The 22,895-nt window shown below is 59.5% G+C and carries 22 protein-coding genes and 1 other annotated feature; of the genes, 1 reads left to right on the top strand and 21 read right to left on the bottom strand.

The window, feature by feature from the left end; genetic code table 11:
• Positions 1-72: 72 nt before the first annotated feature.
• The 5 genes from GT003_RS10805 to GT003_RS32245 form a co-directional block, all read right to left on the bottom strand.
• A complete protein-coding gene (locus GT003_RS10805) occupies positions 73-744 on the bottom strand; it encodes a ComEC/Rec2 family competence protein (RefSeq protein ID WP_161697415.1) in 672 nt (223 codons plus the stop codon).
• On the bottom strand, positions 735-2,921 hold the full coding sequence (locus tag GT003_RS10810; protein ID WP_161697417.1) for a ComEC/Rec2 family competence protein: 2,187 nt from the start codon (positions 2,919-2,921) through the stop codon (positions 735-737). The genes GT003_RS10805 and GT003_RS10810 overlap by 10 nt, the downstream gene beginning before the upstream one ends.
• Positions 2,922-3,066: 145 nt before the next feature.
• Complete coding sequence (locus tag GT003_RS10815; RefSeq protein ID WP_161697419.1) at positions 3,067-3,597, bottom strand: deoxycytidylate deaminase; 531 nt, start codon at positions 3,595-3,597, stop codon at positions 3,067-3,069.
• A gap of 34 nt (positions 3,598-3,631) precedes the next feature.
• A complete protein-coding gene (locus GT003_RS10820) occupies positions 3,632-4,924 on the bottom strand; it encodes a homocysteine synthase (protein ID WP_161697421.1) in 1,293 nt (430 codons plus the stop codon).
• 68 nt (positions 4,925-4,992) lie between these two features.
• Complete coding sequence (locus GT003_RS32245) at positions 4,993-5,640, bottom strand: helix-hairpin-helix domain-containing protein (protein WP_204798902.1); 648 nt, start codon at positions 5,638-5,640, stop codon at positions 4,993-4,995.
• Between the two features lie 248 nt (positions 5,641-5,888).
• Between GT003_RS32245 and comER the strand changes: the two genes are divergently transcribed.
• Positions 5,889-6,728, top strand: coding sequence for a late competence protein ComER (gene comER, locus GT003_RS10830; protein ID WP_161697423.1), 840 nt, complete (start codon positions 5,889-5,891; stop codon positions 6,726-6,728).
• Between the two features lie 52 nt (positions 6,729-6,780).
• On the opposite strand, the gene leuS is transcribed toward comER, so the two are convergent.
• The 16 genes from leuS to spoVAC all read right to left on the bottom strand — a co-directional run bounded on the left by leuS (position 6,781) and on the right by spoVAC (position 22,665).
• The gene (gene leuS, locus GT003_RS10835; RefSeq protein ID WP_161697425.1) at positions 6,781-9,219 is read right to left on the bottom strand and encodes a leucine--tRNA ligase; all 2,439 of its coding nucleotides are present in this window, start codon (positions 9,217-9,219) and stop codon (positions 6,781-6,783) included.
• Positions 9,220-9,309: 90 nt separating this feature from the next.
• Positions 9,310-9,544: a binding site (T-box leader), on the bottom strand.
• Positions 9,545-9,635: 91 nt separating this feature from the next.
• A complete protein-coding gene (locus GT003_RS10840) occupies positions 9,636-10,409 on the bottom strand; it encodes a class I SAM-dependent DNA methyltransferase (protein WP_161697426.1) in 774 nt (257 codons plus the stop codon).
• 12 nt (positions 10,410-10,421) lie between these two features.
• A complete protein-coding gene (locus GT003_RS10845; RefSeq protein WP_161697428.1) occupies positions 10,422-11,432 on the bottom strand; it encodes a CvfB family protein in 1,011 nt (336 codons plus the stop codon).
• Positions 11,429-11,776 (bottom strand): ribosome silencing factor, encoded by a 348-nt coding sequence (gene rsfS, locus GT003_RS10850; protein ID WP_161697430.1) that lies wholly within the window; start codon positions 11,774-11,776, stop codon positions 11,429-11,431. The genes GT003_RS10845 and rsfS overlap by 4 nt, the downstream gene beginning before the upstream one ends.
• Positions 11,773-12,348 carry a bis(5'-nucleosyl)-tetraphosphatase (symmetrical) YqeK gene (gene yqeK, locus GT003_RS10855; RefSeq protein ID WP_161697432.1) on the bottom strand — a complete coding sequence of 192 codons (576 nt, stop codon included), beginning with the start codon at positions 12,346-12,348 and terminating at the stop codon, positions 11,773-11,775. The genes rsfS and yqeK overlap by 4 nt, the downstream gene beginning before the upstream one ends.
• Positions 12,335-12,925 carry a nicotinate-nucleotide adenylyltransferase gene (gene nadD / locus GT003_RS10860; protein ID WP_161698215.1) on the bottom strand — a complete coding sequence of 197 codons (591 nt, stop codon included), beginning with the start codon at positions 12,923-12,925 and terminating at the stop codon, positions 12,335-12,337. The genes yqeK and nadD overlap by 14 nt, the downstream gene beginning before the upstream one ends.
• A 45-nt stretch (positions 12,926-12,970) precedes the next feature.
• On the bottom strand, positions 12,971-13,261 hold the full coding sequence (gene yhbY / locus GT003_RS10865) for a ribosome assembly RNA-binding protein YhbY (protein WP_161697434.1): 291 nt from the start codon (positions 13,259-13,261) through the stop codon (positions 12,971-12,973).
• 25 nt (positions 13,262-13,286) lie between these two features.
• On the bottom strand, positions 13,287-14,150 hold the full coding sequence (locus GT003_RS10870; protein ID WP_161697436.1) for a shikimate dehydrogenase: 864 nt from the start codon (positions 14,148-14,150) through the stop codon (positions 13,287-13,289).
• Between the two features lie 66 nt (positions 14,151-14,216).
• A complete protein-coding gene (gene yqeH / locus GT003_RS10875; protein WP_161697438.1) occupies positions 14,217-15,341 on the bottom strand; it encodes a ribosome biogenesis GTPase YqeH in 1,125 nt (374 codons plus the stop codon).
• Entirely contained in the window at positions 15,338-15,865 is a 528-nt protein-coding gene (locus GT003_RS10880) for a YqeG family HAD IIIA-type phosphatase (protein WP_161697440.1), read from the bottom strand. Before GT003_RS10880 ends, yqeH begins: the two co-directional genes overlap by 4 nt.
• A 264-nt stretch (positions 15,866-16,129) precedes the next feature.
• Positions 16,130-18,373: a transglutaminase-like domain-containing protein gene (locus GT003_RS10885; RefSeq protein WP_161697442.1), complete on the bottom strand. Its 2,244-nt coding sequence runs from the start codon at positions 18,371-18,373 to the stop codon at positions 16,130-16,132.
• Complete coding sequence (locus tag GT003_RS10890) at positions 18,370-19,626, bottom strand: DUF58 domain-containing protein (protein ID WP_161697444.1); 1,257 nt, start codon at positions 19,624-19,626, stop codon at positions 18,370-18,372. The genes GT003_RS10885 and GT003_RS10890 overlap by 4 nt, the downstream gene beginning before the upstream one ends.
• A gap of 5 nt (positions 19,627-19,631) precedes the next feature.
• A complete protein-coding gene (locus GT003_RS10895; protein ID WP_161697446.1) occupies positions 19,632-20,588 on the bottom strand; it encodes an AAA family ATPase in 957 nt (318 codons plus the stop codon).
• A gap of 186 nt (positions 20,589-20,774) precedes the next feature.
• On the bottom strand, positions 20,775-21,125 hold the full coding sequence (spoVAE, locus tag GT003_RS10900; RefSeq protein WP_161697448.1) for a stage V sporulation protein AE: 351 nt from the start codon (positions 21,123-21,125) through the stop codon (positions 20,775-20,777).
• A gap of 23 nt (positions 21,126-21,148) precedes the next feature.
• Entirely contained in the window at positions 21,149-22,165 is a 1,017-nt protein-coding gene (spoVAD, locus tag GT003_RS10905; RefSeq protein WP_161697450.1) for a stage V sporulation protein AD, read from the bottom strand.
• A gap of 2 nt (positions 22,166-22,167) precedes the next feature.
• Positions 22,168-22,665: a stage V sporulation protein AC gene (gene spoVAC, locus GT003_RS10910; protein ID WP_161697452.1), complete on the bottom strand. Its 498-nt coding sequence runs from the start codon at positions 22,663-22,665 to the stop codon at positions 22,168-22,170.
• Positions 22,666-22,895 lie beyond the last annotated feature (230 nt).

Genomic DNA, 22,895 nt, shown 5'->3' on the forward strand with positions numbered 1-22,895 from the left:
GAGGCGGTGGCGAGAAGGCCGCTTCCGCCCCCTCCGGATTAAGCGGGTTGAAGCGGCCTCCTGTTCACTCAGCTAGCGGTAAGGGATTGCATGCCTTTGACTGATCGCGCCGTTGGGTGTGATTCTGAATTGCACCTCCCCGTTCATATCCGTCCTCGCGGCGGGAATCTCCGCTTGCCTCAGCCGTTCCATGACGGTGGGATGAGGATGACCGTAAATATTGTTGCGGCCTACCGAGATGACCGCTTGGGCCGGCTGCCAGTAAGAGAGCCATGCGTCCGTCGTCGAGGATTTGCTTCCATGATGCGAGATTTTCATAACGTCCACCGGATGATTGAGAAGAAGGAGAGGCCTCGGCGTCACCCGAGACTGCTCGGTTGCCAAGGACAATTCTGATCCCGACGGCTGACCCGAAGCCGTCACGGAGCCGCCCTCCTCGGCCTGCTGCAGCTCCCTCGCCTGCTCCCCGGTCTCCGTCCCTGCATGCAGTTGTTCCAATAGACTTTGCTCCTCGGCGGCATCGGCATCGCCGGTAAACAGAAACTGCCGGCCATATACCGTAACCAGCAGGGCGACACTCTCCCCGTTCTGCTCTTCGGCCACCGGAACGGCATCGTCGACGGCCAGGTCACGGCTTGCGGCTGTGTTGGAGTCGGCCTTAGCCGGTTCGATAGGCGGCTTAACTTCAGCCGTTCTAATCCGTGGAAGTTGAAGCAGGCTTGGCGGCGTCCCGATTACTGCCATGGACGTACCGGCGTCCATCCGCCAGCTCTGCCCGCCCTCTGCGCGGTAGGAATGTCATCCTTGACGGCAGCTCGAAGCAGCGAAACGGCATCGTCGGAGTCTTTCACCGTGCCGTTCCAGAGGATCGCTCGGACGGGTATCGACTCGACGACCGCGAGCAAGCCCTTGATATGATCGCTGTCCAGATGAGACAGGACGAGCAGATCGATATGATGTACGCCGCGCTGCTGCAGCAGCGGCACGACGAGCTTCCTTCCGACCTCGTAAGGGTCCTTGCGCTTGCGCCACCCTTCCTGGCTTCCGAAGGTGACTGCCCCTCCTCCGTCGATGAGAATATGCTTGGCGCCCGACGTCCGGATCAAGATGGAGTCGCCTTGGCCGACATCCAAGAAATCGACATAGGCGCTCCTGTCGAAGGCATCCGGCATATAAGCGCCGCCAAGTAAGCCTGCTAAAGTCAGCAAGCCGCACGCAGCGAGAATGCGCCTTCTTCTCAAGGCGGCTGGCGAAGCGGACGGAAGCTCGATGAAAGGCGCCGACCATGCCGACTCTCCCGTCTCGGCGACCTCGAAGTCATGCGACGTGCCGTCCTGCGGCGTAGCGGCCGCAGCCTGCAATCGGTTCAGCGCATGGAACACGTTGCCTAGAGCGGCATAGAAAGCCACAACCCACCATAACGGCGGCGTCGCCCATGTCAGCCGGAAGCGGCTCAAGCTGCTAAGCTTCATCACGAATCCGAAGGTTAGATCATTGCCTATGGCCGCGATATGAGCCGTCAACATGCCGGCCGGATGCCATAAGCCTTCGAACGCCAGCGACGCGCCGCCAAGCGGCATGACGATGAAGCTGATGAACGGCACGAGCACCAGATTCGCCGCGATCGACAAGAGATGCAGCTGATTGAAATAATAGATCGTGAGCGGAAGCGAAACCGCCTGGGCGACCAGAGTGACGGAAAGCAGATCGAACAGCGAGGCGCTCCACCATTTCCGACCGCGGGGCAGCAGTCCGCGGATCGGCTTCGTGCCGAGTATGAGACCTGCCGTGACGATAAACGACAGCTGAAAACCGACGTTGCCCAGCATGTACGGGTCCCATAGGAGCATGAACAGCGCCGCCGCGGCCAGCAGATGCAGGCCGTCCTTCAGCTTGTGCAGGCGCGCCGTGGCCAAGCCGAGCATCGCCATGAGGCCGGAGCGGACCACCGACGGCGATGCCCCGGCGAGGAGCACGTACATCGGCACCGCCGCGATCATGAAGAGCAGCATGCGCTCGCGGGTCATGCGCAGCAGCTGCAGCAGGCCGCCGAGCACATAGAGGAATACGGCGACATGCAGGCCCGAGATGGCCAGAATATGCGTAAGTCCCAATTGCGAAAACTGGCGGAACATGTCAGGATCGAGATCGTCGCTTATGCCGAGGACGAGGCCTTTCATGTAACCGGCCTGGACGCCGGGATACAGCGCGTCCATTCGTTTGCCGAGCGATGCGCGTACGGCGTCCATGTGCTGGAGCAGCGAGGCGCCGCTCCAGCTGGAGCCTGCGTACGCTCGGACAGCGGATGCTCCGTCAGCGGCGAGCAGCCAGTGGATGCGCTGGCCATGCAGATAGGCGCGGTAATCGAAGCCGCCGAAATTCGTCCCCGCGGACGGCAGCGACAGCATGCCGGTCACGGCCGCCCTCTGACCGCGCTTCCATGCGGCCGCGTCCTTCAGCTCTTCTTCCTTCCCCAGCTTCACCTGCACGAGCAGCCGCTCGCCGTCCAGCTTCACCGGCGCTGTCGGCGAGCCCTGCCCATGCAGCGCAATGGTGCTGCCAGCCAAGCGAAACTGCACCCGGTCGCCGTCGATTTCGGGCGGAGAGACGATGGTCCCTGCCAGCTCCGCTTCGTATTCGGCCGCAGCCGAAGGCCACGCCGCCACCGACGCCGCGTACTCGGCCGGCAGCGCCGTCACGTTCCGGCCATCCGCCCACATCCGCTGCCCGGCAGCCAAACCGAACGCCGTCAAACAAGCGGCGGCGAGCGCCCAGGAGCCGCGACGCAGCAGAACCGCAGCCGCCAGCGCGGCTAGCAGTGCCGCGCCGGTCAGCACAGTGCCCAGCGGCGTCAGGTAAGCCGCAGTCCCGCTCCCGAGTACCCAACAAACCGTAAACCAAACGAGCGGTCTCCCCGTCATCCTAACCGCCTCCCCCTTTCCAGCTTATCTTTTGCAAATACGAAAAAACCTCCGGGAGCACCGGAGGAGCAAGCTCGGCCAATAACGGCCGAACAGGACTTCCATGATGCTGCCAGAGGTTCTTCCTCTTCATATGCGATTTCCTTTAGCTCGTGATGTCCATGCCCGCTTGAGGGGGCGGCTCGTAGGCGTGCAGGTGCCGGAACACGATGCCTTTGACCTGCATGAGCGCTGCGACCTTCTCGCTGTCCTTCACGTATGCGCGATGGTAGACGACTTCCTTGACCCCGCTGTTGGCAAGCATGTTGGCGCATGTCCAGCAGGGTTGGTCCGTCACGTATACCGTGGATCCCTCGCGGTCGACCCGGTCCGTGAACAACAGCAAGTTCTGCTCCGCATGGATCGTCCGGATGCAGCGCTGCTTCTTGATCATGCGCTCCACGCCGTTCTCCGTTTGCATCTCGAATTCCTCCACGATCATGCAGCCGTCCTCGGAGCAGTCCGCGACGCCCATCGGAGCGCCGTTATAGGCGGTTCCGAGCAGCTTCTTGCCCTGCACGAGCACCGTGCCCACATGCCTGCGCGGACAACGCGAACGGGTCGAAACCATATACGCGATATCCATGAAATACGTGTCCCAATCTTTTCTCGAGCTGTCTTGTACTCCCGATGCCATGTCTGACTTGACTTCCTTCCTTGCGGCCTGACGATTATTGCTGACTTGCCGCCAATGCTTGTGTTAAATCATGCAAAATATCTTCGATGCCTTCCGTGCCGATCGACAGACGGATCATGCCCGGCGATACGCCCGCGGAGAGCTGCCCTGCCTCGTCCAATTGCTGATGCGTCGTGCTGGCCGGATGGATGATCAACGACTTGGAGTCGCCGACGTTGGCCAAATGCGAGAACAGCTCCACGGCATTGATCACTTTCTTGCCCGCTTCCACGCCGCCTTTGATGCCGAACGTCAGAATCGCGCCTTGACCCTTCGGCAAATATTTCTGCGCGAGATCGTAAGACGGATGGCTCGGCAATCCCGGATAATTGACCCACTCCACCGCTTCGTGCTGCTCCAGGAACTGGGCGACGGCCAGCGCGTTCGAGCAATGGCGGTCCATCCGAAGATGGAGCGTCTCGAGCCCTTGCAGCAGCAGGAACGAGTTGAACGGCGATATCGCCGCGCCCGTGTCCCGCAGCAGCTGGACGCGCATTTTAATAATATAAGCAATCGGACCGACTGCATCCATGTAGACGACGCCGTGATAGCTTGGATCCGGCTCGGTCAGACCCGGGAACTTGCCGCTGCTTTTCCAATCGAATTTGCCGCTGTCGACAACGACGCCGCCGATCGACGTGCCGTGGCCGCCGATGAATTTCGTCGCGGAATGGACGACGATGTCCGCGCCGTGCTCGATCGGCCGGCACAGATACGGGCTAGGGAACGTATTGTCGATGATCAGCGGAATGCCGTGCTTATGGGCAATGGCCGCCACCGCCTCGATATCGACGATGTCGCCCTTCGGATTGCCGATCGTCTCGGCGTACAGCGCCTTCGTCTTGTCCGTGATGGCCGCTTCGAAATTAGCCGGGGCCGACGGGTCGACGAACGCGACGTTGATGCCGAGCTTCGGCAGCGTATGCGCGAACAAGTTGTAAGTTCCGCCGTACAAGCTGTTAGCCGACACGATTTCGTCGCCGGCTTGGGCGATATTCAGAATCGCATATGTAATCGCCGAAGAACCGGAAGCTACCGCGAGCGCGGCCGGAGCGCCTTCGAGGGCGGCGATCCGCTTCTCGAACACGTCGCTTGTCGGGTTCATGATTCGGGTGTAAATATTGCCGAATTCTTGCAGGGCGAATAGGTTCGCCGCGTGGTCCGTGTCCCGGAAACCGTAGGAAGTCGTTTGATAAATCGGCACTGCGCGCGAAAGGGTCGTCGGGTCAATTTCCTGGCCGGCGTGAACGGATAGCGTTTCGATCGAAAGTTTGCGTTGCTCGGACATTGGATCGTTCCTCCTCACATGAATGGACGGGCCCCCAAAATGACCCTATCTTTTCCATTGTCGCATAATCAAGTGCCGAGAACAATGAGAGACTTCAGCTTTTCCACTAGTTTCGGCCCGATGCCCTTGACGCGCTGCAGGTCGTCCGCGCTTCGGAATGCCCCATTGCGCTCGCGATCCGCCACGATGGCGTTTGCCTTTGCGGCACCGATACCGGGCAGGGCGTCCAGCTCCGCTGCCGAAGCGTGATTGACGTCGATTTTGCCGGCACTCGATGCGTCCGGCTCGATCGCGGCACCTGATTCGCCCGCCGTCTGTTCCAAATCGTGGATTGGCACATCAGGCGCAGCAGCATGCTCCGTTCGCCCGGATTCCGAAACCGCGCCAGCACCAGCTGAGCTCGTTACCTTCCCTTCATTCTTCTTCCCGTCCTCTTTCTTCTCTTCATCCTTCTTCTCGTCCTTCTTCTCGTCCTTCTTCTCGTCCTTCTTCTTCTCTTCATTCGACTCATCATTCTTTTTCCCGCCCGCCTCTTGCTCCTCCATCGGTGCCAAGGCGCGGATTACCTGCGGATTCATCGCCGTCCAGTCCGGCTGCTCGCTCGATCCTTGCGGCAGCAGCGCCATCACGATCAAGATGGCGGACACCGCCATGCACAAGCCGGCGCCAACCCAATACCCTTTCCGCCTGACTCGTAACCCCGTTCGCTTGAGCACGATCCATCGCTCCTTTCATCGCTTGCGATACGATTTCCATAAAAATGGTCATGATGGCCTTGCCGGTATGCATATCGTACTAAGAGCATCATGGTTCCGGTGAACGCTTGCGTACAGCCGCAGCCTCATATGCTCAGCCTTACGCTTGGCTGACGCTTGCAGAGCGAGGCCTGCGTGAAGCAACGATTCAGAATACAAATGCTGTTGAAGCTGCGCTGCTACAAAAAAGGCGCATGGGAGGGATTGCAATGAATGTCGGGTTTATCGGAATTGGGAGCATGGGCAGCCTGCTAGTAGATGCTTTCATCGGATCGGGAGCACTCAAGCCATCGCAAATTACGGTCAGCAATCGAACGTTCGCGAAAGCCATTTGCTTAGCCGACCGCCATCCCGGCCTTAAGGCTGTCTCTTCGAACCGAGAAGCGGTTATCGATCAGGATATCGTCTTCCTCTGCATCAAGCCGGTGGAGTTCAAATCGGTGCTGGACGCCATCCGCGATCATCTGCTGCCGAATCAACTCGTCATCTCGATTACGAGCCCCGTCCTGCTGGAGCAGCTGGAAGATGCGCTTCCCTGCAAGATCGCCAAGGTGATTCCCAGCATCACCAACTTCATGTGCAGCGGAGTTTCGCTGTGCATGTACGGCAGCCGCATGACCGATGCCGATATCGTCAAGCTGAACGGCCTGCTCGCCTATATAAGCGAACCGCTTCAAATCGACGAAGCGCATACGCGCATCGTCTCGGATCTATCCAGCGTCGGTCCTGCCATCATGGCCTGCCTGCTGCAGCGCTTTATCGACGCCGCCGCCGAGGAGACCGGCCTCCCCCGCGAGCAGGCCCGCCTCATCGCCAGCGAGATGCTGCTCGGAACGGGGCAGCTGCTGACAACCGGCGGCATGTCTCCGGAAGAGCTGCAAGCCCGCGTCGTCGTTCCCGGCGGCATTACCGCACAGGCGTTGGCGCTGCTGAACCGCGAGCTGGACAACGTGTTCAACCGGGTCATCATGGCCACGCATGCCAAATACCGCGAGGACCTGGAGAAGGTCGCCGACATTTTATACGGCAAAGAGGTGAACGGCCCTTAACGCATGCTTTGCGTTAAGAGGTCGTTCACCTCTTTTTTCGTATCCCTGCCGATTAGCCGACTACGATGTTAACGAGCTTGCCTTTGACGACGATCAGCTTGCGAACGGTTTTGCCGGCGATGGCTTCGGCCACTTTCTCCGACGCTTTGGCGATTCGTTCCATTTCGGCTTCGTCGGTATCCGCCGCGATCGCGATGCGGTCGAGAATCTTGCCGTTCACCTGCACGACGATCTCGACCTCTTGATCGACGGTCCAAGCTTCCTCGTACGTCGGCCATGCGGCATAGGACAGGGCGTCCGTGCGGCCCAGCTTCGACCACAGTTCCTCCGCGATGTGCGGCGCAAGCGGCGACAGCATTTGCACGAAATGCTCCATCGCTTCGCGCGGCAGTCCATCGGCTTTGTACGCATCGTTGACGAAAATCATCAATTGGCTGATGGCCGTGTTGAAGCGCAGGTTCTCGTAATCGTCCGTCACTTTCTTCACGGTGCGGTGCCACGTGCGCTTGAGCGCCTCCGATGCTTCGCCGCCGACCTTCTCGTTCAACTCGCCGTTATCCCCGACGAACAGGCGCCATACGCGGCCGAGGAAGCGGTACATGCCTTCGACGCCGTTCGTGTTCCAAGGCTTCGTCGCTTCGAGCGGCCCCATGAACATCTCGTACATGCGAAGCGTATCCGCCCCGTACACGTTCACGATGTCGTCCGGGTTGATGACATTGCCGCGGGATTTGGACATCTTCTCGTTGTTCGTGCCGAGGATCATCCCTTGGTTGACGAGCTTGTGGAACGGTTCCTTCGTATCGACCACGCCGATATCGTAAAGCACCTTATGCCAGAAGCGCGCATAGAGCAGGTGAAGCACCGCATGCTCCGCGCCGCCGATATAGAGATCGACCGGCAGCCATTCCTTCTGCTTCTCTTTGGAGCAGAGCTCTTGGTCGTTGTGCGGGTCGATGAAACGCAGGTAGTACCAGCAGCTACCGGCCCATTGCGGCATCGTGTTCGTCTCGCGGCGCGCGCGCATGCCCGTTTCCGGGTCTACCGTCTCCACCCATTCCGTCACGTTGGCGAGCGGGGATTCGCCCGTGCCCGACGGCTTGATCTGGTCGACGTCCGGCAGCAGCAGCGGAAGCTGGTCATCCGGAACCGGCTTCATCGTGCCGTCCTCCAGATGGAGAATCGGGATCGGCTCGCCCCAATAACGCTGGCGACTGAACAGCCAGTCGCGGAGACGGTACGTCACTTTGCCTTGACCTTTGCCTTCCGCTTCGAGCCATTCGATCGCTTTGGCAATCGCATCCTCGGTGCCGAGACCGTTCAAGAAACCGGAGTTCACATGCGGACCTTCGCCCGCGAAAGCGGCCTCGGTCACGTCTCCGCCCTGAACGACCTCCAGGATCGGCAGATTGAACTGCTTGGCAAATTCCCAGTCGCGTTCGTCATGACCCGGAACCGCCATGATCGCGCCCGTTCCGTAGCCCGCGAGCACGTAATCCGCGATCCAGATCGGCACGCGCGAGCCGTTAATCGGATTGATCGCGTAAGCGCCCGTGAAGACGCCGGATTTGTCTTTGTTCAGGTCCGTGCGCTCCAAGTCGCTCTTGCGAGCGGCCGTATCCTGATAGTCTTTCACCGCCGCTTGCTGCTCGGCCGTCGTAATGGCCGCTACCAGCTCATGCTCGGGCGCAAGCACGCAATACGTCGCGCCGAACAGCGTATCCGGACGCGTCGTGAAGACGACGAGCGAAGCATCGTGCCCGTCGATCGCGAACGTGACTTCCGCCCCTTTGGATTTGCCGATCCAGTTGCGCTGCATGTCCTTGATGCTCTCCGTCCAGTCCAGCTCTTCCAAATCCTCGAGCAGGCGTTCCGCGTATTCCGTAATGCGGAGCACCCATTGGCGCATCGGCTTGCGGATAACGGGATGGTTGCCGCGCTCGCTAAGGCCGTTGATGACCTCTTCGTTCGCCAAAACCGTGCCGAGCGCCGGGCACCAGTTGACCGGTACTTCCGCTACGTAGGCAAGCCCTTTGTTGAACAGTTGGATGAAGATCCACTGCGTCCATTTGTAATAATCCGGATCCGTCGTGCTGAACTCGCGGTCCCAGTCGTACGAGAAGCCGAGCGACTTGATCTGGCGGCGGAAATTGTCGATGTTCTTGACCGTGATCTCGCGCGGGTGCTCGCCCGTATCGAGCGCATGCTGCTCGGCCGGCAATCCGAACGCATCCCAGCCCATCGGATGGAGAACGTTGAAGCCGCGCATTCGCTTGTACCGCGAGACGATATCCGTAGCCGTATACCCTTCCGGATGGCCGACGTGAAGTCCGGCTCCCGATGGATACGGGAACATATCAAGCGCGTAAAACTTCGGCTTGCCCGCGTCCTCCGTCGTTTTGAACGATTTGTTCTCGTCCCAGTGCTGCTGCCATTTCGGCTCGATCGCAAGCGGGTTATAACCGTGTTGATCCTGGCGTTCCTGTGTCATTTCCATTAGCCTCCTATTTATCCATCCTGCGTGAGCATGCCCGGCGGCCCGGGAAGGCAATAAAAAAACCTCCCGCCCCCAGCGATATTCGCTAGGGACGAGAGGATTGCGCTCCCGTGGTACCACCCTAGTTAACGGTCGGCATTCTTTACCGTCCGTTCACTCTATTCCCTTATCGCGGGCGAATCGGCATGCCTCACTGATTATCGAATCAGCTGCATGCGGCTCCAAGGCGAGTTCGCTTCACGTTGGTCCGGCTTCCACCACCCGCCGGCTCTCTTGACCTAACGTTCCCGAAGCTACTGCTCCTCTTCAACGCCTTACCTATTCATTAAACATGATTAGCTCGATTATAAAGAAGTAGCAAACCCCATGTCAAGCCAGGAAGCGCCTAAACCGGCAAGAAGCGGCACTTTTCACTTCACGGCGGCAAAAAACAACCGTTCCGTATCGTCATCGGCCGGATCCAGCTTGAAATCCCCGAACATATCCACCTTCGAGAAGCCTACCGCGATCAGCGCTTCCTTGATCCATTCCGCATCGTACGCGCGCTGCACATGCGTCTCCTCGATACGCGCATACGTCCGGCCCCGGCTGCCGGGCGCTTCGGCGAAAATCGTCAAATGATGCTCGATTTCCATCCGTTCCTCGTCCAGCTCGCTCGTCCATATGTAAGCGATATCCGGTTCGTCCAACAGGAAAGGCTGCTCTTCCGCATACCGGCGAAGCGTCCCGGGCGCATGCACGTCGAACAGAAACACGCCGCCCGGCTTCAAGCCTCGAAGCGTCGCCGAGAATGCGGCGATCACGTCGTCTTCCTCGGTCAAATAGTTGATGCAGTCGCAGAACGATAAGACGCTGTCCGCGGGCTCGGCGATCTCCCATTCCGTCATGTCCTGCTCCAGCCAAGCCACCGTGCCGCCGGACGCTGAACCAGCCCCCGACGCCAAGTCTTCCTGCTTGCTGCGGCCGACCGTCAACATATCCGAAGAGATATCGATGCCGTATACCGTGTACCCCGAACGCGCGAGCGGAAGCGCGATGCTTCCCGTGCCGCAGCCAAGGTCGACGACGGTCGCGGGCTTCCCATACCGCTCCCAGCAAGATTCCGCGAAGGCGATCCATGCCGGATAAGGCATGTCCGCCATCAGGCGGTCATACACGGCGGCGAACTGCGTATAAGCTTCCATCCGTGCCGCCTCCTACTTCGATCCGTCCGGCTTCGGCGCCGGACGCGAGCTCCGGGAGCCGCTCGCCGGAACCGTAGCAGCCGGCTTAGAGGCGCGAGCCTCGGAGGCCTCGCCCTCGCCCTGTTCGGCGGCAGACGCAGCGCCCTGCTCCGTCAGCTTCGTCCAGCTGCCGTCCTGCGTGACGAGCCCGTCGCGCATCAGCTTGCCGAGCGCGCGCTTGAAAGCGCCTTTGCTGATATCGAACTTTTGCTTGATGATATCGGCTTGGGTTTCGTCCGAGTACGGCATGGCGCCGTTCGGACGTTCCTTCATGAACGCCAGAATCCGGTCGGAATCTTCCACCCGGCCGACTTCCTTGCGCTGATTCATCGATAGGTTGACGCGTCCGTCCTCGCGCACGAAGGTCACGCGGGCCTTCACGCGTTCGCCCAGCCGAAGCAGCCGAGTACGGTCGCCCGCCGGTATGAAGCCGTAAGCGCCGAAGCCGAGAACGCCGCCGTCGATCATGACGAACGAACCGATCTTGAGCGTCTTCGTCACCCAGCCCTCGACCCACGTGTTATGCCAGGAGGTCGGCGCATGGAACGCTAGCTCGGCCAGTTCTTCTTCGAACGCGACTTTGGCGACCAGCCGGCCGATTTTATCATGTGCGAGGATCACGTGCACCTCGTCGCCGCGCTTCGGACGAAGCTCCTTCAGTTCCGGCTGCTCCGATAACGGAAGCAGCAGCTGCCGGCCGAGTCCCATCTCGAGGAAAGCGCCGATACGCGGGTGAATGTCCGCCACTGCAAGCCGCGACACTTGTCCGAGCTGGATCAGCGGCTTCTTCATCGTTGCGGCTATCCGGTCCTCGGAATCGAAGAACAGGAAGACGTCATAGGATTGCCCGATTTGCGGGCGATGGCCGACAAGCTCGGTATAGTGCAGGAGCACTTCGTTCTCGCCGTCGGTCATGAAATAACCATACGGCGACACTTCGCGCACCAGCTTGAGGTTCATCGTCGTGCCTGCGATCAGGCTCATGCAAACTCCACAACCTTCGCATCCGACCACAGACGTTCGATACTGTAATATTCACGCTCTTCGCGGTGGAACACGTGGACGACAACGTCGCCGATGTCGACGAGAACCCATCTGCCGCTATCGGCGCCTTCGATGCCGCGAACGCGAACGCCGCGCGATTCCGCCTGCTTGCGAATCTCCGTCGTGATCGCTTGTACTTGTACATCCGAATTCCCGTGGCAGATCACGAAATAATCCGCGACGAGCGATATGTTCTGCAAATCAAGCGCCACGATGTTCTGCGCTTTCTTGTCTTCCGCCGCTGCCACTACCGCTTGCAGCAAATCTTCAGAGCTAATTGTCATTGCTCAGCCTCCCGTAATCGTAAAATCAAATCATTCCTCGCCGCGATGGTCAGCGGAAAAATCCGCTTGCCCTGCTGCAGCAAATACGAAATCGTCGAATCGAAACCCGCGACCAGCGCTTGCTCCAAATTATGCTCGGCCAGCTCCCGAATGTGCGTCACGCCCGGAAAATCCCTTCCGGGCTCCATGTAATCCGCCAAACAGACGATTTTGTCCATCAGCGTCATGCCTTCGCGTCCGGACGTATGGTAGCGGATCGCATCCAGTATCTCCGCGTCCGTCACGCCGTAGTCGCGTTCCGCGACGAACGCTCCGACCGGCGCATGCCACAATTCCTTATCGAAACGAAGCAGCTCCTCTGGAAGGCGCTGCTCCCTGATGATCATTTCCATGCGCGATGTCGGCCAATATTTGGCCACGTCATGGAGAATCGCCGCCCGCTCCGCCCGAACCGGATCGCCACCGAAGCGTTCCGCGAGCAGGATCGACGTTTCCATAACGCCGAGCGTATGCGTCCAGCGGCGCTCGGGCATCTCGGCTTTGACGGCCGCCATCATCTCATTGCGATTCATAGAGACCGTACCTCCGAATGAAGGAATGCACCTTCTCGGGTACCAAGAAACGGATGGAACGTCCGGACTTAATCCGTTCCCGGATCATCGTGGACGATATATCGATCAGCGGCATCTCGACCAGCGTCAGCTTGTCGGTAAGGTAAGCCGGCAGCTGATCCACTTGAAACGTTTCGCCGGCGCGGGTTACGCCGATGAATGACGCCAATTTCGCGAGCGCTTCGATGTCGTGCCATTGGGGCAGATCGTTGACCCGATCCGCGCCGATTATGATGCTGAACGTCCGATCGGGATACAGCTCGTTCAACGCCCGGATCGTATCGATCGTGTAGCTGGTGCCTTCCCGCTCCAGCTCGATGTCCATCGCGCGGAAATGCGGCTGGAAGTCGATGCCCCGGTATACCATTTCGAGCCTGGAAGCGCCGTCTGCCTGAGGCCCCGACTCCTTGAGCGGCGGTTCTCCCGAGGGGACAAACCACACTTCGTCCAATCCGCAGGCTTCCCTGGCGGTCTCGGCGGCAAGCAAATGTCCGTAATGAACGGGATCGAACGTGCCTCCCATGAATCCAACCTTAATCAATTGCCCGCAGCTCCTTTCGCTTCCAGCAGAGCGAGCATCCGGTTAAGGAAGCTCGATCGTTTTGTGATCTTTCGATTCTTTGTACAGCACGATCGTCTTACCGATGACTTGCACGAGCTCGGATCCGGATTCCGCGGCTACCCAAGCGCCTACTTCCTTCGGATCTTCCGAGCTGTTGTTGAGCACGTTCACTTTAATGAGCTCGCGAACTTCGATGGCTTCTTCGACATGGCGGATCAAGTTGTCATTCATGCCGCCCTTGCCTACTTGAAATACCGGCGTCAGATGATGCGCGAGCGAGCGCAGATGACGTTTTTGCTTGCCTGTTAACATAATAGTCGTTCCTTCTCTCAATGAATTAGACCTTGGTCTGAAGAGCTTCCAGGACGACTTCGCGCATCGCTGCAGCGGGAGCCGCCTGTCCCGTCCAATATTCGAAGGCGTAGGCGCCTTGGTAAATAAACATGCCGAGACCGCCATGAATAAGGCAGCCTCGTTCCTTCGCCTCCTCCAGGAAGCGGGTCGTAAGCGGATTGTAGATGAGATCGCTTGCGATGCTTCCGGGTCTCAGCCATGCGCTGTCCAGCGGAGTCGATTCCACGTTCGGATACATGCCGAGCGAGGTCGTATTGATGACGATGTCGCTCTCCGCGCATGCATCGCGAAGCTCATCCTGGCCGATCGCGCGGATGGAAGGCACGTGGCCGCGGAATGCATCCGCAAGCTCCCGCGCGCGGGCGACGGTCCGATTCGATATCGTTACCGAAGTGACGCCTTCGCGGGCAAGCGCGTACAGAATCCCCCGCGTCGCGCCGCCGGCACCGACGATGAGCACTCGGGCTCCCGCCAGATCGGAGCGAATCTCCTCCTTCAGCGAGCGGACATAGCCGATGCCGTCCGTGTTATAACCGGTAAGCCGGCCGCCGTCGTTCACGATCGTGTTCACGGCGCCGATCGCCCGCGCGCTCTCGTGAATCTCGTCGAGCAGCGGCATGATCTCGAGCTTATGCGGTATCGTGACGTTCACGCCGCGAATCCCCATGGCCCTTACGCCCGCGACAAAATCGCCGAGCCGGTCGCCCGTGATATGCCAAGCGGCGTAGATGCCGTTAATGCCGCATTCCCGAAAGGCGCGGTTCATCATGACCGGCGACTTGGAATGCCGAACCGGGTCGCCTATGACGCCGTAGAGGACCGTATGGCTGTCCACCTTGTTGCCCATTCTCCCTGTCACTCTCCCCTAAAACCTGATGAATCGGCGGAACAATAGGCTGCCCGAAGCAGATGCCTAGATCAGCGCATCGCGCGTCATGACCCGGATGCCCTTCGGCGCATGGATATCCACAAGCGCGCCGCTCGTGCCGTTCACATGGATCCACCCTAGACCCGAAATGAAAATATCGGTGTCGGTTCCCCGCCCAATCTTCAACCGATGCCTCGTCCATGCCGGCATGTCGGCCAGCTCTTCGCGCGACGGCGGCGCCAGCAGTTCGCCTTTATGATCGGCGAACAGCTCGTCGGCGCGTTCAAGCTTCGTCCGGTGCACCTGCAGCGCATTCGACACGTAGAGCGAGAAGGACTGACGATCGCCTTCGATGAAGTCGAAGCGGGCCAAGGCCCCGACAAACAGCGTCTGTCCGGCATTCAGCTGATACACGAGCTGTTTGATCGGCTTGTCCGGCAGCAGCGCGCCGAGCACGCCTCGCGGGACGATCTCCGTCATGCGGTGCGCGTATACGATCCCCGGCGTATCGATAATTTCTTTTCCGTCGTCAAGCGGGATATGAACGGCATCGAGCGTCGTCCCCGGATAACGGGATGTCGTCAGCTCGCGTTCCATATCGCTGTAGTCGCGAATCAGACGATTGATGAGCGTCGATTTGCCGACGTTCGTGGCGCCGACGACGTAGACGTCGCGGTCGCCGCGGTGACGGCCGATCGACTCGATCACCCGATCGAAGCCGATGTTGCGTTTCGCGGAGCAGAGCACGACATCGACGACCTTCAGGCCTTCCGCCTTCGTCTGCTTCTGCACCCAGTTGAGCAGCCGGTTCGGGTTGATTCCTTTCGGCAGCAGGTCGATCTTGTTCACGACGAGCAGCACGGGATTGTTGCCCACGAAACGCTGCAGCCCGGAGATCAGGCTGCCTTCGAAATCGAACAGATCGACGATATGGACGACAAGGCTTTGGGTGCCGGCGATGCCGCCGAGCAGCCGCAGGAATTCGTCCTGATCGACCGCGACCGAAGCCGCTTCGTTATAATTCTTAATCCGGAAACAGCGCTGGCACACGGGCAGTTCCTTCTCCAGTGCCGCCGCCGGGACATAGCCCAGTTTGTCAGCCGTTTCGGTCTGCAGCTTGATGCCGCAGCCGGCGCAAGATTTCACGCCTTCTTCTTGCCGATTGATCATGAATTCCGTTCCTCCTCGGGCCACAGCCCTTTCTTCCGCAGACGCGACAGGGCGACCTTCTCGAGCATCCGGTTGAAACGGGTCATGACGCCTTCGTCGTCCGGCGCGATCGGTCTGACCAAAATCGTGAACAGTCCCATCCGCCTGCCGCCAAGCACGTCCGTCATCATTTGATCGCCAATGACGGCCGTGCTCTCCGCGGGCAGGCCCAGCTCTTTCAATGCACGGACGAATGCGGCATTGGCCGGCTTGCGCGCGGCATGCACGAACGGAATATCGAGCGGCTTCGCGAACTTGGAAACGCGCGTTTCGTTATTATTGGACACGATGACGACCCTAAAACCGAGATCGCGCACGTCGTCGAGCCATTTGACGAGCTGCGGCGTCGCGAGCGGCACCCGCGCGCCGACGAGCGTATTGTCGAGATCCGTAATAATTCCGCTGATGCCCTGCTCTTTCAAGGCATGCAAATTGATATCGTAGATGGTATTGACGCGCATTTGCGGCAACAGCCGTTCAAACATGTTTTCGACTCCCCCGGTTGCATTGGCGAGCAGTAACGCCTATATGCTTTCCTAAAATAAGCACATGGGTACGACCAGCCCTGTCTTTGCTATCACGCAAACTATACCATAAGTTGTGATTTTGTTGCAAAATACCGCATCAAGCATGAAAAAAGATGACCTCCCGAATAAATGCGGAAGCCATCTCCCTCTCTTCGTGCCGGGGCCATCGGCGAAATGCCGCATTCAAAGCTTTGGCTTTGAATGCAAACCAATCCACCTCAGCTAACCGATATGCTCGCGAATATGCTTGATCGAAGCCGTCGCCCGTTCCGCTTCTTCCTGCGTCATGGACTGGCTGCTGTACATCGCTTTCTCGAAGGCATGCTGGACGATCCTGAACTGCGGCTGAAGCGACGTCAGCTTGGTCGACCAGCGTCCCATCGTTTCCCGCACCGTCTCGTTCGTCTCCACGTCCATGCCTTTCTTGCGGCAATGCTTGATCAGACGGTTCGTTTCGTTCACGATGCGGGCATTGACCGTATCGGAGCGCCGGCGGCGGTATCGACGGAGCAGGGCCGGGAAGGAGCGATAGCCATAGGCTGCGATCCCCAGGACAAGCACGCCGGCAGCCAACCAGAACATCCATGGCTTCACGGAGAAGCCGCTGTCTTCCTCCACGGGCGCGACCGTCGTGCTGTCGTCCGCTGCCGGATCCTCCTGGACAACCGGAGCAGGCTCGTCTTTCGGCAGCGCATACGGATAAGAGAAACCGGGCGTCGCTTCGAACGGGAGCCAGCCGTAATCGTTGAAATAAATTTCCACCCAGGAATGCGCATCGGCATTGCGGACGGTGTAGGTTCCCGCACCGTCCGGATTGGGGACGACCATGCCGGACAACCCTTGCATTTGCTGCATTTGTTCATTGGCCGGGAGGCTGCCCGCGGAGTAGCCCTTCACCCATCTTGCCGGAATGCCGAGCGATCTCGACATGACCGCCAGACTGGTGGAGAAATAGTCGCAGTAGCCTTCCTTGATCTCGAAGAGGAACGCGTCGACGAAGTCCTTGCTTGATTTGAGACTGAGGTCCGGCGTATTCGTATACTTGTAATTCATCTGCAGGTAGCCGATCAGCGCTCTTACCTTGTCGTAAGGCGTCGCCGCCTCCTTCGTCAAGTCTGCCGCGAGCGTCTTGACCCGGGCAGGCAGCCCGTCGGGCAGCTTCAGATAGACATCGCTCAGTCCTTCTGCGGCTTGTGTTGCAGGTCCTGCCTTCAGCGCCGCCTCGTTCAAGACGGGAACCTTCGATTCGATCGTATAAGACTGGGGATATCGATCCGCAGCCGACTTAGGGAAGCGCAGCTCCCAGGAATTCGCGAGCCAGCTCAGTGCGGGGAGCCCCGATTCGTCCCCATCGAACTTCAATACCTTGTTGATCGGGCCCGCCCCGAACAGCACCGGGTACTTATCTTTGCGCTCCATCGTCACGGTTTGGGTGACGGCGACGGTTTCCGTGGAAGCCGCGACGCCCTTTGCCGGGAACGCTTGCCCGCTGCCGCTGACTTTCAGCGTGCCTTCCGCCTTCTCCTCGGCAGATTCCGTCCAGCCCGTGCCATTGTACAGCGCTCTCGTCTCTCCGCGCCAATAGCTGCGTTGATCCGTGGTCACGGTCATGACGAGCGTGTAATCGAACGTGAAGCCGCCGCCAAGCACGCTGTCGTTGCGGCTGTAGCCGGAACGGGTATCGGCGTTGTTCTTGCTGACGGCGACCGATATCGCCTTATCCCCGACGAAGGAAGGCACGGTCTCGCCGCGAGATTCCTTCCAAGCCGTGTACGGATCCGTCAGCACCGGCCTCACTGTCGGCACGAACAAACCGGCCGCCATGACGAGCGTGATGATAAGCATAATAGGTAGAAACAGGCTGAGCGGATATTCAAGCAGCCGCGACCAATTATCGGGATGACGTTCCTTGAACCCCGCGAAATGACTGGCCACCAGCCAGCCGAGCCCGACAAAAACGAGCCAGGCGATTTCTTCCCATAAGTAGATGGGCGTTAATATCGAATCGGCTGCCGCGAGCGATAGGATCGCGATGGCCACGAGTATCATAATCCAGCTTCGCTTGCGGCGAATGGATACGATGAGATGGAAGGCCGCCAGCACGCCGAGACTGATCCATAAGTAAGGATTCAACTGGCCGAATTGATTGCCGACCCAATACATCCAATCCAGGAAGTGCCTGCGGCTGCCCTCGAAGGGAAGCCATTCGTAATCGGTATTCGCGATATTCAATCCCGCCACCGCAATGAGCTGAACCCCGATCGATAACGTCTTGGACGGAAGGAGCAGATTCGCCAAGACGGCAGCCAGCAGCACGCCGTTCACGATCGTAAACGTTTCTTCCCACCAATAATCGCCCAAACAGCGGATCCACTGCGAAATCATTAACGCCGCCAAGCAGGCGGAAAGTTTGCGGTACAGCCCGTCCGTGAGCCAATGAAACGCCATGCGGCGGATCGCGGTCATACGCGGCCCCCTTCCAGCGCTTCCGGAAGCTCTTGCAGCTTGTTGATCGTATACACCGTGAACCCGCTTCGGCGCAGCAGCCGCAGCCATTCGCCGGCGTGAATGTCGCTGACCTTGCCGCCGCGTTCGTCTTCCGCCCGCTTCAGATGGACGAGCACGGGCATGACGCCCGTCCTATTCAACCATTCCATCGCGCGAATCGTCTCCTCGCCGGGCTGCGGGCTGACGATGATCACGAACGCGCCAGCTCCGGCGAGCGCGCCGGACTGGCGCAGCGCCCGGTAAAGCGGCTGATCGCCGTCCGCCTGCACGCGAACGAGATGCTTCATCATCAGGTCGCGCTGATCGGCGGACGCATTAGGCGCGTAACCCTCGTGCTTGGTTCCGACGGATATCAGTCCCACCGCCGTTGAGCGGCGAAATCCGAACTCCAGCAGCGAAGCCGCGGCGGAGACCGCAAGCTCGAACTGGGCTTTGTTCTCGTACGCGCCGGTATACCGGTCCAGCATGACGATCATGCGCGGCAAGGACTCCCGCTCGAACTCCCTTGACTTCCATTGGCCGGTCTTCGCCGTTGCGTTCCAATGGATGCGCGAAAGCCGGTCGCCGTAAATATATTCGCGGACGCCGTTGATCTGGGTCGTTTCCTTCGACGACGACCGCGACACCGACGTGGAGAACGGGCCTTTGAAGCCCCGCCTCATCTGCCGCCAATCGCGGATAGACGCCGTTCTCGGATAGACGCTGAACGGAATCGACGAATCGAACGTCCCCGTATGCTCGAACAGACCGAAGATATCGCGCGTGGAGCATTCCGTCGCTTCGAATCGGTACACGCCGCGCTCCAGCGGCGGCGTCGTGTAATTCACGCTCCCCGCGCGGCGATAATTCGGCACGAAAGAGGCTTCGAACGGAACGATGCTTCCGTTTTGGGCAATGAGCCGGTCTCGCACGAGCACGTACGGAATCGGCCAGAAGCCCGGGATTTGCACGTCGATATTCACTTCGAGCCGCGTGCCCGCGACGAGCGCCTGTTCCGTCAGCGTGCTTGCGCCGTTGGCCAGCCGGCGCTCGCCGGACACTTGGGCGATGCCGCTCCAGCGGCCGAATACCAAATACACGAGCAGGACATTGAAGATGCAAAAAAGCATAAGCGAGGTTTTGCCGCCTTGAAACAGCACGAACAGCAGGGAAGATATATAAAGAAATCCAATCAGACGCCACCTGAGTATCGTCGCTTTCGCCGTCAACATAGGCGCTATCGCTCCATTCGGACGGGTACGCTCGTTTCGCGGATGACCGCCTGCACGACATCCTCGGCCGTAAGGCCGTTCATTCGGGATTCGGTGTGCATAATGATGCGATGCGCCAGCACGCACGATGCCAGCTGCTTGATATCGTCGGGAATGACATAGTCGCGCTCCTGCAGATAAGCGTTCGCCCGCGCGGCCGCCGTCAGCGATATCGCCGCGCGCGGACTTGCGCCAAGCTGCACGCCGCTGTGGTCGCGCGTAGCCCTGACGACGCGGATAATATAATCCGCCACGGCGTTGTCGAGATGGACCCGCCGCACATCCTCCATCATGGACGCAATCCCCTCGGCGGTGACGACGGACTCCAGCTGATCGGCCGGCGACGTGGCATTGGGCGAAATAATCATTTGGCGCTCGGTGGCCGCATCGGGGTAGCCGAGCGAGATTTTCATCATGAATCGGTCCAGCTGCGCTTCCGGCAGCGTATACGTGCCGTCGAATTCGATCGGATTCTGCGTCGCGATAAGCGTGAACGGGACCGGCAGCTCGTAAGTGTCTCCATCCACCGTGACGCGCCGCTCTTCCATCGCTTCCAGCAACGCGGATTGCGTCTTGGTCGTTGCGCGGTTGATTTCATCCACGAGGACCAGGTTCGCCATGACGGGACCCGGCCGGAATAAAAACGTTTCATGCTTAGGGTGATAAATCGCAACCCCCGTAATATCGGAGGGCAGCAAGTCGGGATTGCATTGTATGCGGCGGAATTGGCCGCCGATCGTACGCGCCAGCGCCTTCACGAGCTGCGTCTTCCCCGTTCCCGGAACGTCTTCGATGAGAACATGGCCGCCTGCCAGCAGCGCCGTCAACAGCCGCTCGATTTCGGATTGTTTTCCCAGGATGCAGCTTTCCAAATTGCGGCGAATTTCATTGCTTAAACGGTATTCTGCCGTACGCGTCTCCATGAACATTCCTCCCGGAAAAAATGCTAGAATGAATGCGGTCTCTAGTCCTATTATTTTACAGAATATCCACCCCCTCGTACAGTCGCATAACCGCCAAAAAAAATTGGAGATTCCCACAGGGAACCTCCAATTAGGCTGCTTGCATCCGGTTGTTGCGTCTGACTTGGCTTGAAAAGCCGGTTGACTTCAGCCCTTCGGCCTGACGGCAAGCGCCGCCAGGAACGAGAAGATTATCGCCGCGGATATGCCCGCGCTCGTGATGTCGAATATCCCGGTTATGATCCCGATCCACCCGTCGCGGTGCAGTTCCGTGAGCGCCCCATGCACCAGCGCGTTGCCGAAGCTCGTGATCGGGACCGTCGCCCCCGCCCCCGCGAACTTGATGAGCGGATCATACCAGCCGATGCCGTCCACGACCGCCCCCGCCACGACGAGCGTCGCCATCGTATGCGCCGGCGTCAGCTTCGCGACGTCGAACATCAGCTGACCGATCAGGCAAATGCCGCCGCCAACGATAAAAGCCCATAAATAAATCATGCTGCCCTGCTCCTTTCGTTCTCTTAGTTGTGCAATGGACTCTCCAGCGAAACCGCATGCGCGATGCACGGAATCGACTCGCCCTGCTGGAACGACAGCGGCGACAGGAGCGCGCCCGTCGCGCAGACGAGAATCCGCTTCAGTTCGCCTTTCTGCAGCCGCTTCAGCAAATGGCCGTACGTGACGACGGCGGAACAGCCGCACCCGCTTCCTCCCGCCTGCACCTTCTGATTCTGTACGTCGTACACCATTAAGCCGCAGTCCCCGAATACCGTATCTTCCATCGGAATGCCGTCTCTGGCCAGTAAATCCTTGGCAATCCCATGGCCGACAGTAGCCAAATCCCCCGTGACGATCAGATCGTAATCCTTCGGCTGCCTGCCCGTGTCGTTAAAATGCGACGTCAGCGTATCCACCGCCGCCGGAGCCATCGCCGCTCCCATGTTGAACGGGTCCGTGATGCCGAGGTCGACGATCCTGCCGATCGTGGCGCATTCCACGATAGGGCCTTCGCCGTCGGGCGCCACGACGACGGCGCCCGCGCCCGTCACGGTGTACTGCGCCGTCGGCGGCTTCTGCGAGCCGTATTCCGTCGGGTAGCGGAACTGCTTCTCCGCCGTGCAGTTATGGCTGCACGTTCCCGCCAGCACGTACTGGCCGTTGCCCGAATTGACGATCAGCGAAGCGATCGCGAGCGACTCCATCGAAGTGGAGCAAGCGCCGAACACGCCGAGATACGGTGCCCCGATCGTTCTGGCCGCGAAGCTGTTGCTGATGATCTGGTTCATCAGATCGCCGCCGACATAGAACTGCAGCTGCTGCTTGTTGACTTTGGCCTTCTCCAGGGCGATCTCGGATGCCTGCTCCAGCAGCAGCCGTTCTGCCTTCTCCCAGCTCTTCTGCTGCATGTCCAGCTCCGGATGGACGAGATCGAAGTCTGCCGCGAGCGGCCCGTCCCCTTCGTCGGGACCGACGACCGTCGCCGCGCTGATGATGACGGGACGCTGTTCGAACCACCATGTTTGTTTGCCGCGCAGCATAGTCAGTGCCCTCCGATGCCGAAGATGAAATAGACGAGACCGACGAAGAAGGCTGCCACGACGCCGAAGACGATAACCGAACCCGCGAGCTTGAACATGTTGGCGCCGACGCCGAGCACGAGTCCCTCGGTACGATGCTCCAGCGCCGCGGAGCACATGGAGTTCGCGAAGCCCGTCACTGGGACGGCTGTTCCTGCGCCAGCCCATTGCGCGATTTTGTCGTAGACGCCCAGACAAGTCAGGATGACCGAGATCAGAATCAGCACGGCGACGGTCGGGTTGCCCGCTTCCGTGCGCGACATGTTGAAGCCGTAGACGAAGGCCTCGGATATGGCTTGTCCGACAATGCAGATCATTCCGCCGACGAGGAACGCCCGAATGCAATTGGCCAGGATCGACCTGGACGGCTCTCTTGATTTGGCAAAGTTCTGGTATTCTTTCGGCGACATCGCCATCTTCTTATATTTATTCTGTCCTGCGCTCTTGGTTGCGATGATCATGCCCTCCTCTTGATGGTCTTTAAAGGAGTATGCGTATTTGGAGGCGGCTTTATGCCAGTACTGGAAGGCGATTCGCACTGAAACCCGCTGGGTCCGGGTACGCCGATAAACCCTCGTCTCCGGAGTGGAAGCGAAGGTTCAAGGAGGCTGCGTTCAGGCTGCGGCGACGCTACAGCATGGCAACGACGAGCAGGATGACGAGCAGAACAAACAGCGCCAGGACAAGCAGC

Source organism: Paenibacillus sacheonensis (assembly GCF_009909195.1).
Taxonomy (GTDB): Bacteria; Bacillota; Bacilli; order Paenibacillales; family Paenibacillaceae; genus Paenibacillus_Z; species Paenibacillus_Z sacheonensis.

Excerpts from the sequence above, each read along its gene's own strand:
- GT003_RS10810 (WP_161697417.1), bottom strand. The coding sequence starts at position 2,921 with ATGACGGGGAGACCGCTCGTTTGGTTTACGGTTTGTTGGGTACTCGGG.
- GT003_RS10815 (WP_161697419.1), bottom strand. The coding sequence starts at position 3,597 with ATGGCATCGGGAGTACAAGACAGCTCGAGAAAAGATTGGGACACGTAT.
- leuS (WP_161697425.1), bottom strand. The coding sequence starts at position 9,219 with ATGACACAGGAACGCCAGGATCAACACGGTTATAACCCGCTTGCGATC.
- comER (WP_161697423.1), top strand. The coding sequence starts at position 5,889 with ATGAATGTCGGGTTTATCGGAATTGGGAGCATGGGCAGCCTGCTAGTA.
- GT003_RS10805 (WP_161697415.1), bottom strand. The coding sequence starts at position 744 with ATGGCAGTAATCGGGACGCCGCCAAGCCTGCTTCAACTTCCACGGATT.
- GT003_RS10880 (WP_161697440.1), bottom strand. The coding sequence starts at position 15,865 with ATGTTTGAACGGCTGTTGCCGCAAATGCGCGTCAATACCATCTACGAT.
- GT003_RS10885 (WP_161697442.1), bottom strand. The coding sequence starts at position 18,373 with ATGACCGCGATCCGCCGCATGGCGTTTCATTGGCTCACGGACGGGCTG.
- spoVAE (WP_161697448.1), bottom strand. The coding sequence starts at position 21,125 with ATGATTTATTTATGGGCTTTTATCGTTGGCGGCGGCATTTGCCTGATC.
- GT003_RS10845 (WP_161697428.1), bottom strand. The coding sequence starts at position 11,432 with ATGAGCCTGATCGCAGGCACGACGATGAACCTCAAGCTGGTGCGCGAA.
- yhbY (WP_161697434.1), bottom strand. The coding sequence starts at position 13,261 with ATGTTAACAGGCAAGCAAAAACGTCATCTGCGCTCGCTCGCGCATCAT.
- GT003_RS10820 (WP_161697421.1), bottom strand. The coding sequence starts at position 4,924 with ATGTCCGAGCAACGCAAACTTTCGATCGAAACGCTATCCGTTCACGCC.
- spoVAD (WP_161697450.1), bottom strand. The coding sequence starts at position 22,165 with ATGCTGCGCGGCAAACAAACATGGTGGTTCGAACAGCGTCCCGTCATC.
- yqeK (WP_161697432.1), bottom strand. The coding sequence starts at position 12,348 with ATGAATCGCAATGAGATGATGGCGGCCGTCAAAGCCGAGATGCCCGAG.
- spoVAC (WP_161697452.1), bottom strand. The coding sequence starts at position 22,665 with ATGATCATCGCAACCAAGAGCGCAGGACAGAATAAATATAAGAAGATG.
- GT003_RS10890 (WP_161697444.1), bottom strand. The coding sequence starts at position 19,626 with ATGTTGACGGCGAAAGCGACGATACTCAGGTGGCGTCTGATTGGATTT.
- rsfS (WP_161697430.1), bottom strand. The coding sequence starts at position 11,776 with ATGACAATTAGCTCTGAAGATTTGCTGCAAGCGGTAGTGGCAGCGGCG.
- GT003_RS10870 (WP_161697436.1), bottom strand. The coding sequence starts at position 14,150 with ATGGGCAACAAGGTGGACAGCCATACGGTCCTCTACGGCGTCATAGGC.
- yqeH (WP_161697438.1), bottom strand. The coding sequence starts at position 15,341 with ATGATCAATCGGCAAGAAGAAGGCGTGAAATCTTGCGCCGGCTGCGGC.
- GT003_RS10895 (WP_161697446.1), bottom strand. The coding sequence starts at position 20,588 with ATGGAGACGCGTACGGCAGAATACCGTTTAAGCAATGAAATTCGCCGC.
- GT003_RS10840 (WP_161697426.1), bottom strand. The coding sequence starts at position 10,409 with ATGGAAGCTTATACGCAGTTCGCCGCCGTGTATGACCGCCTGATGGCG.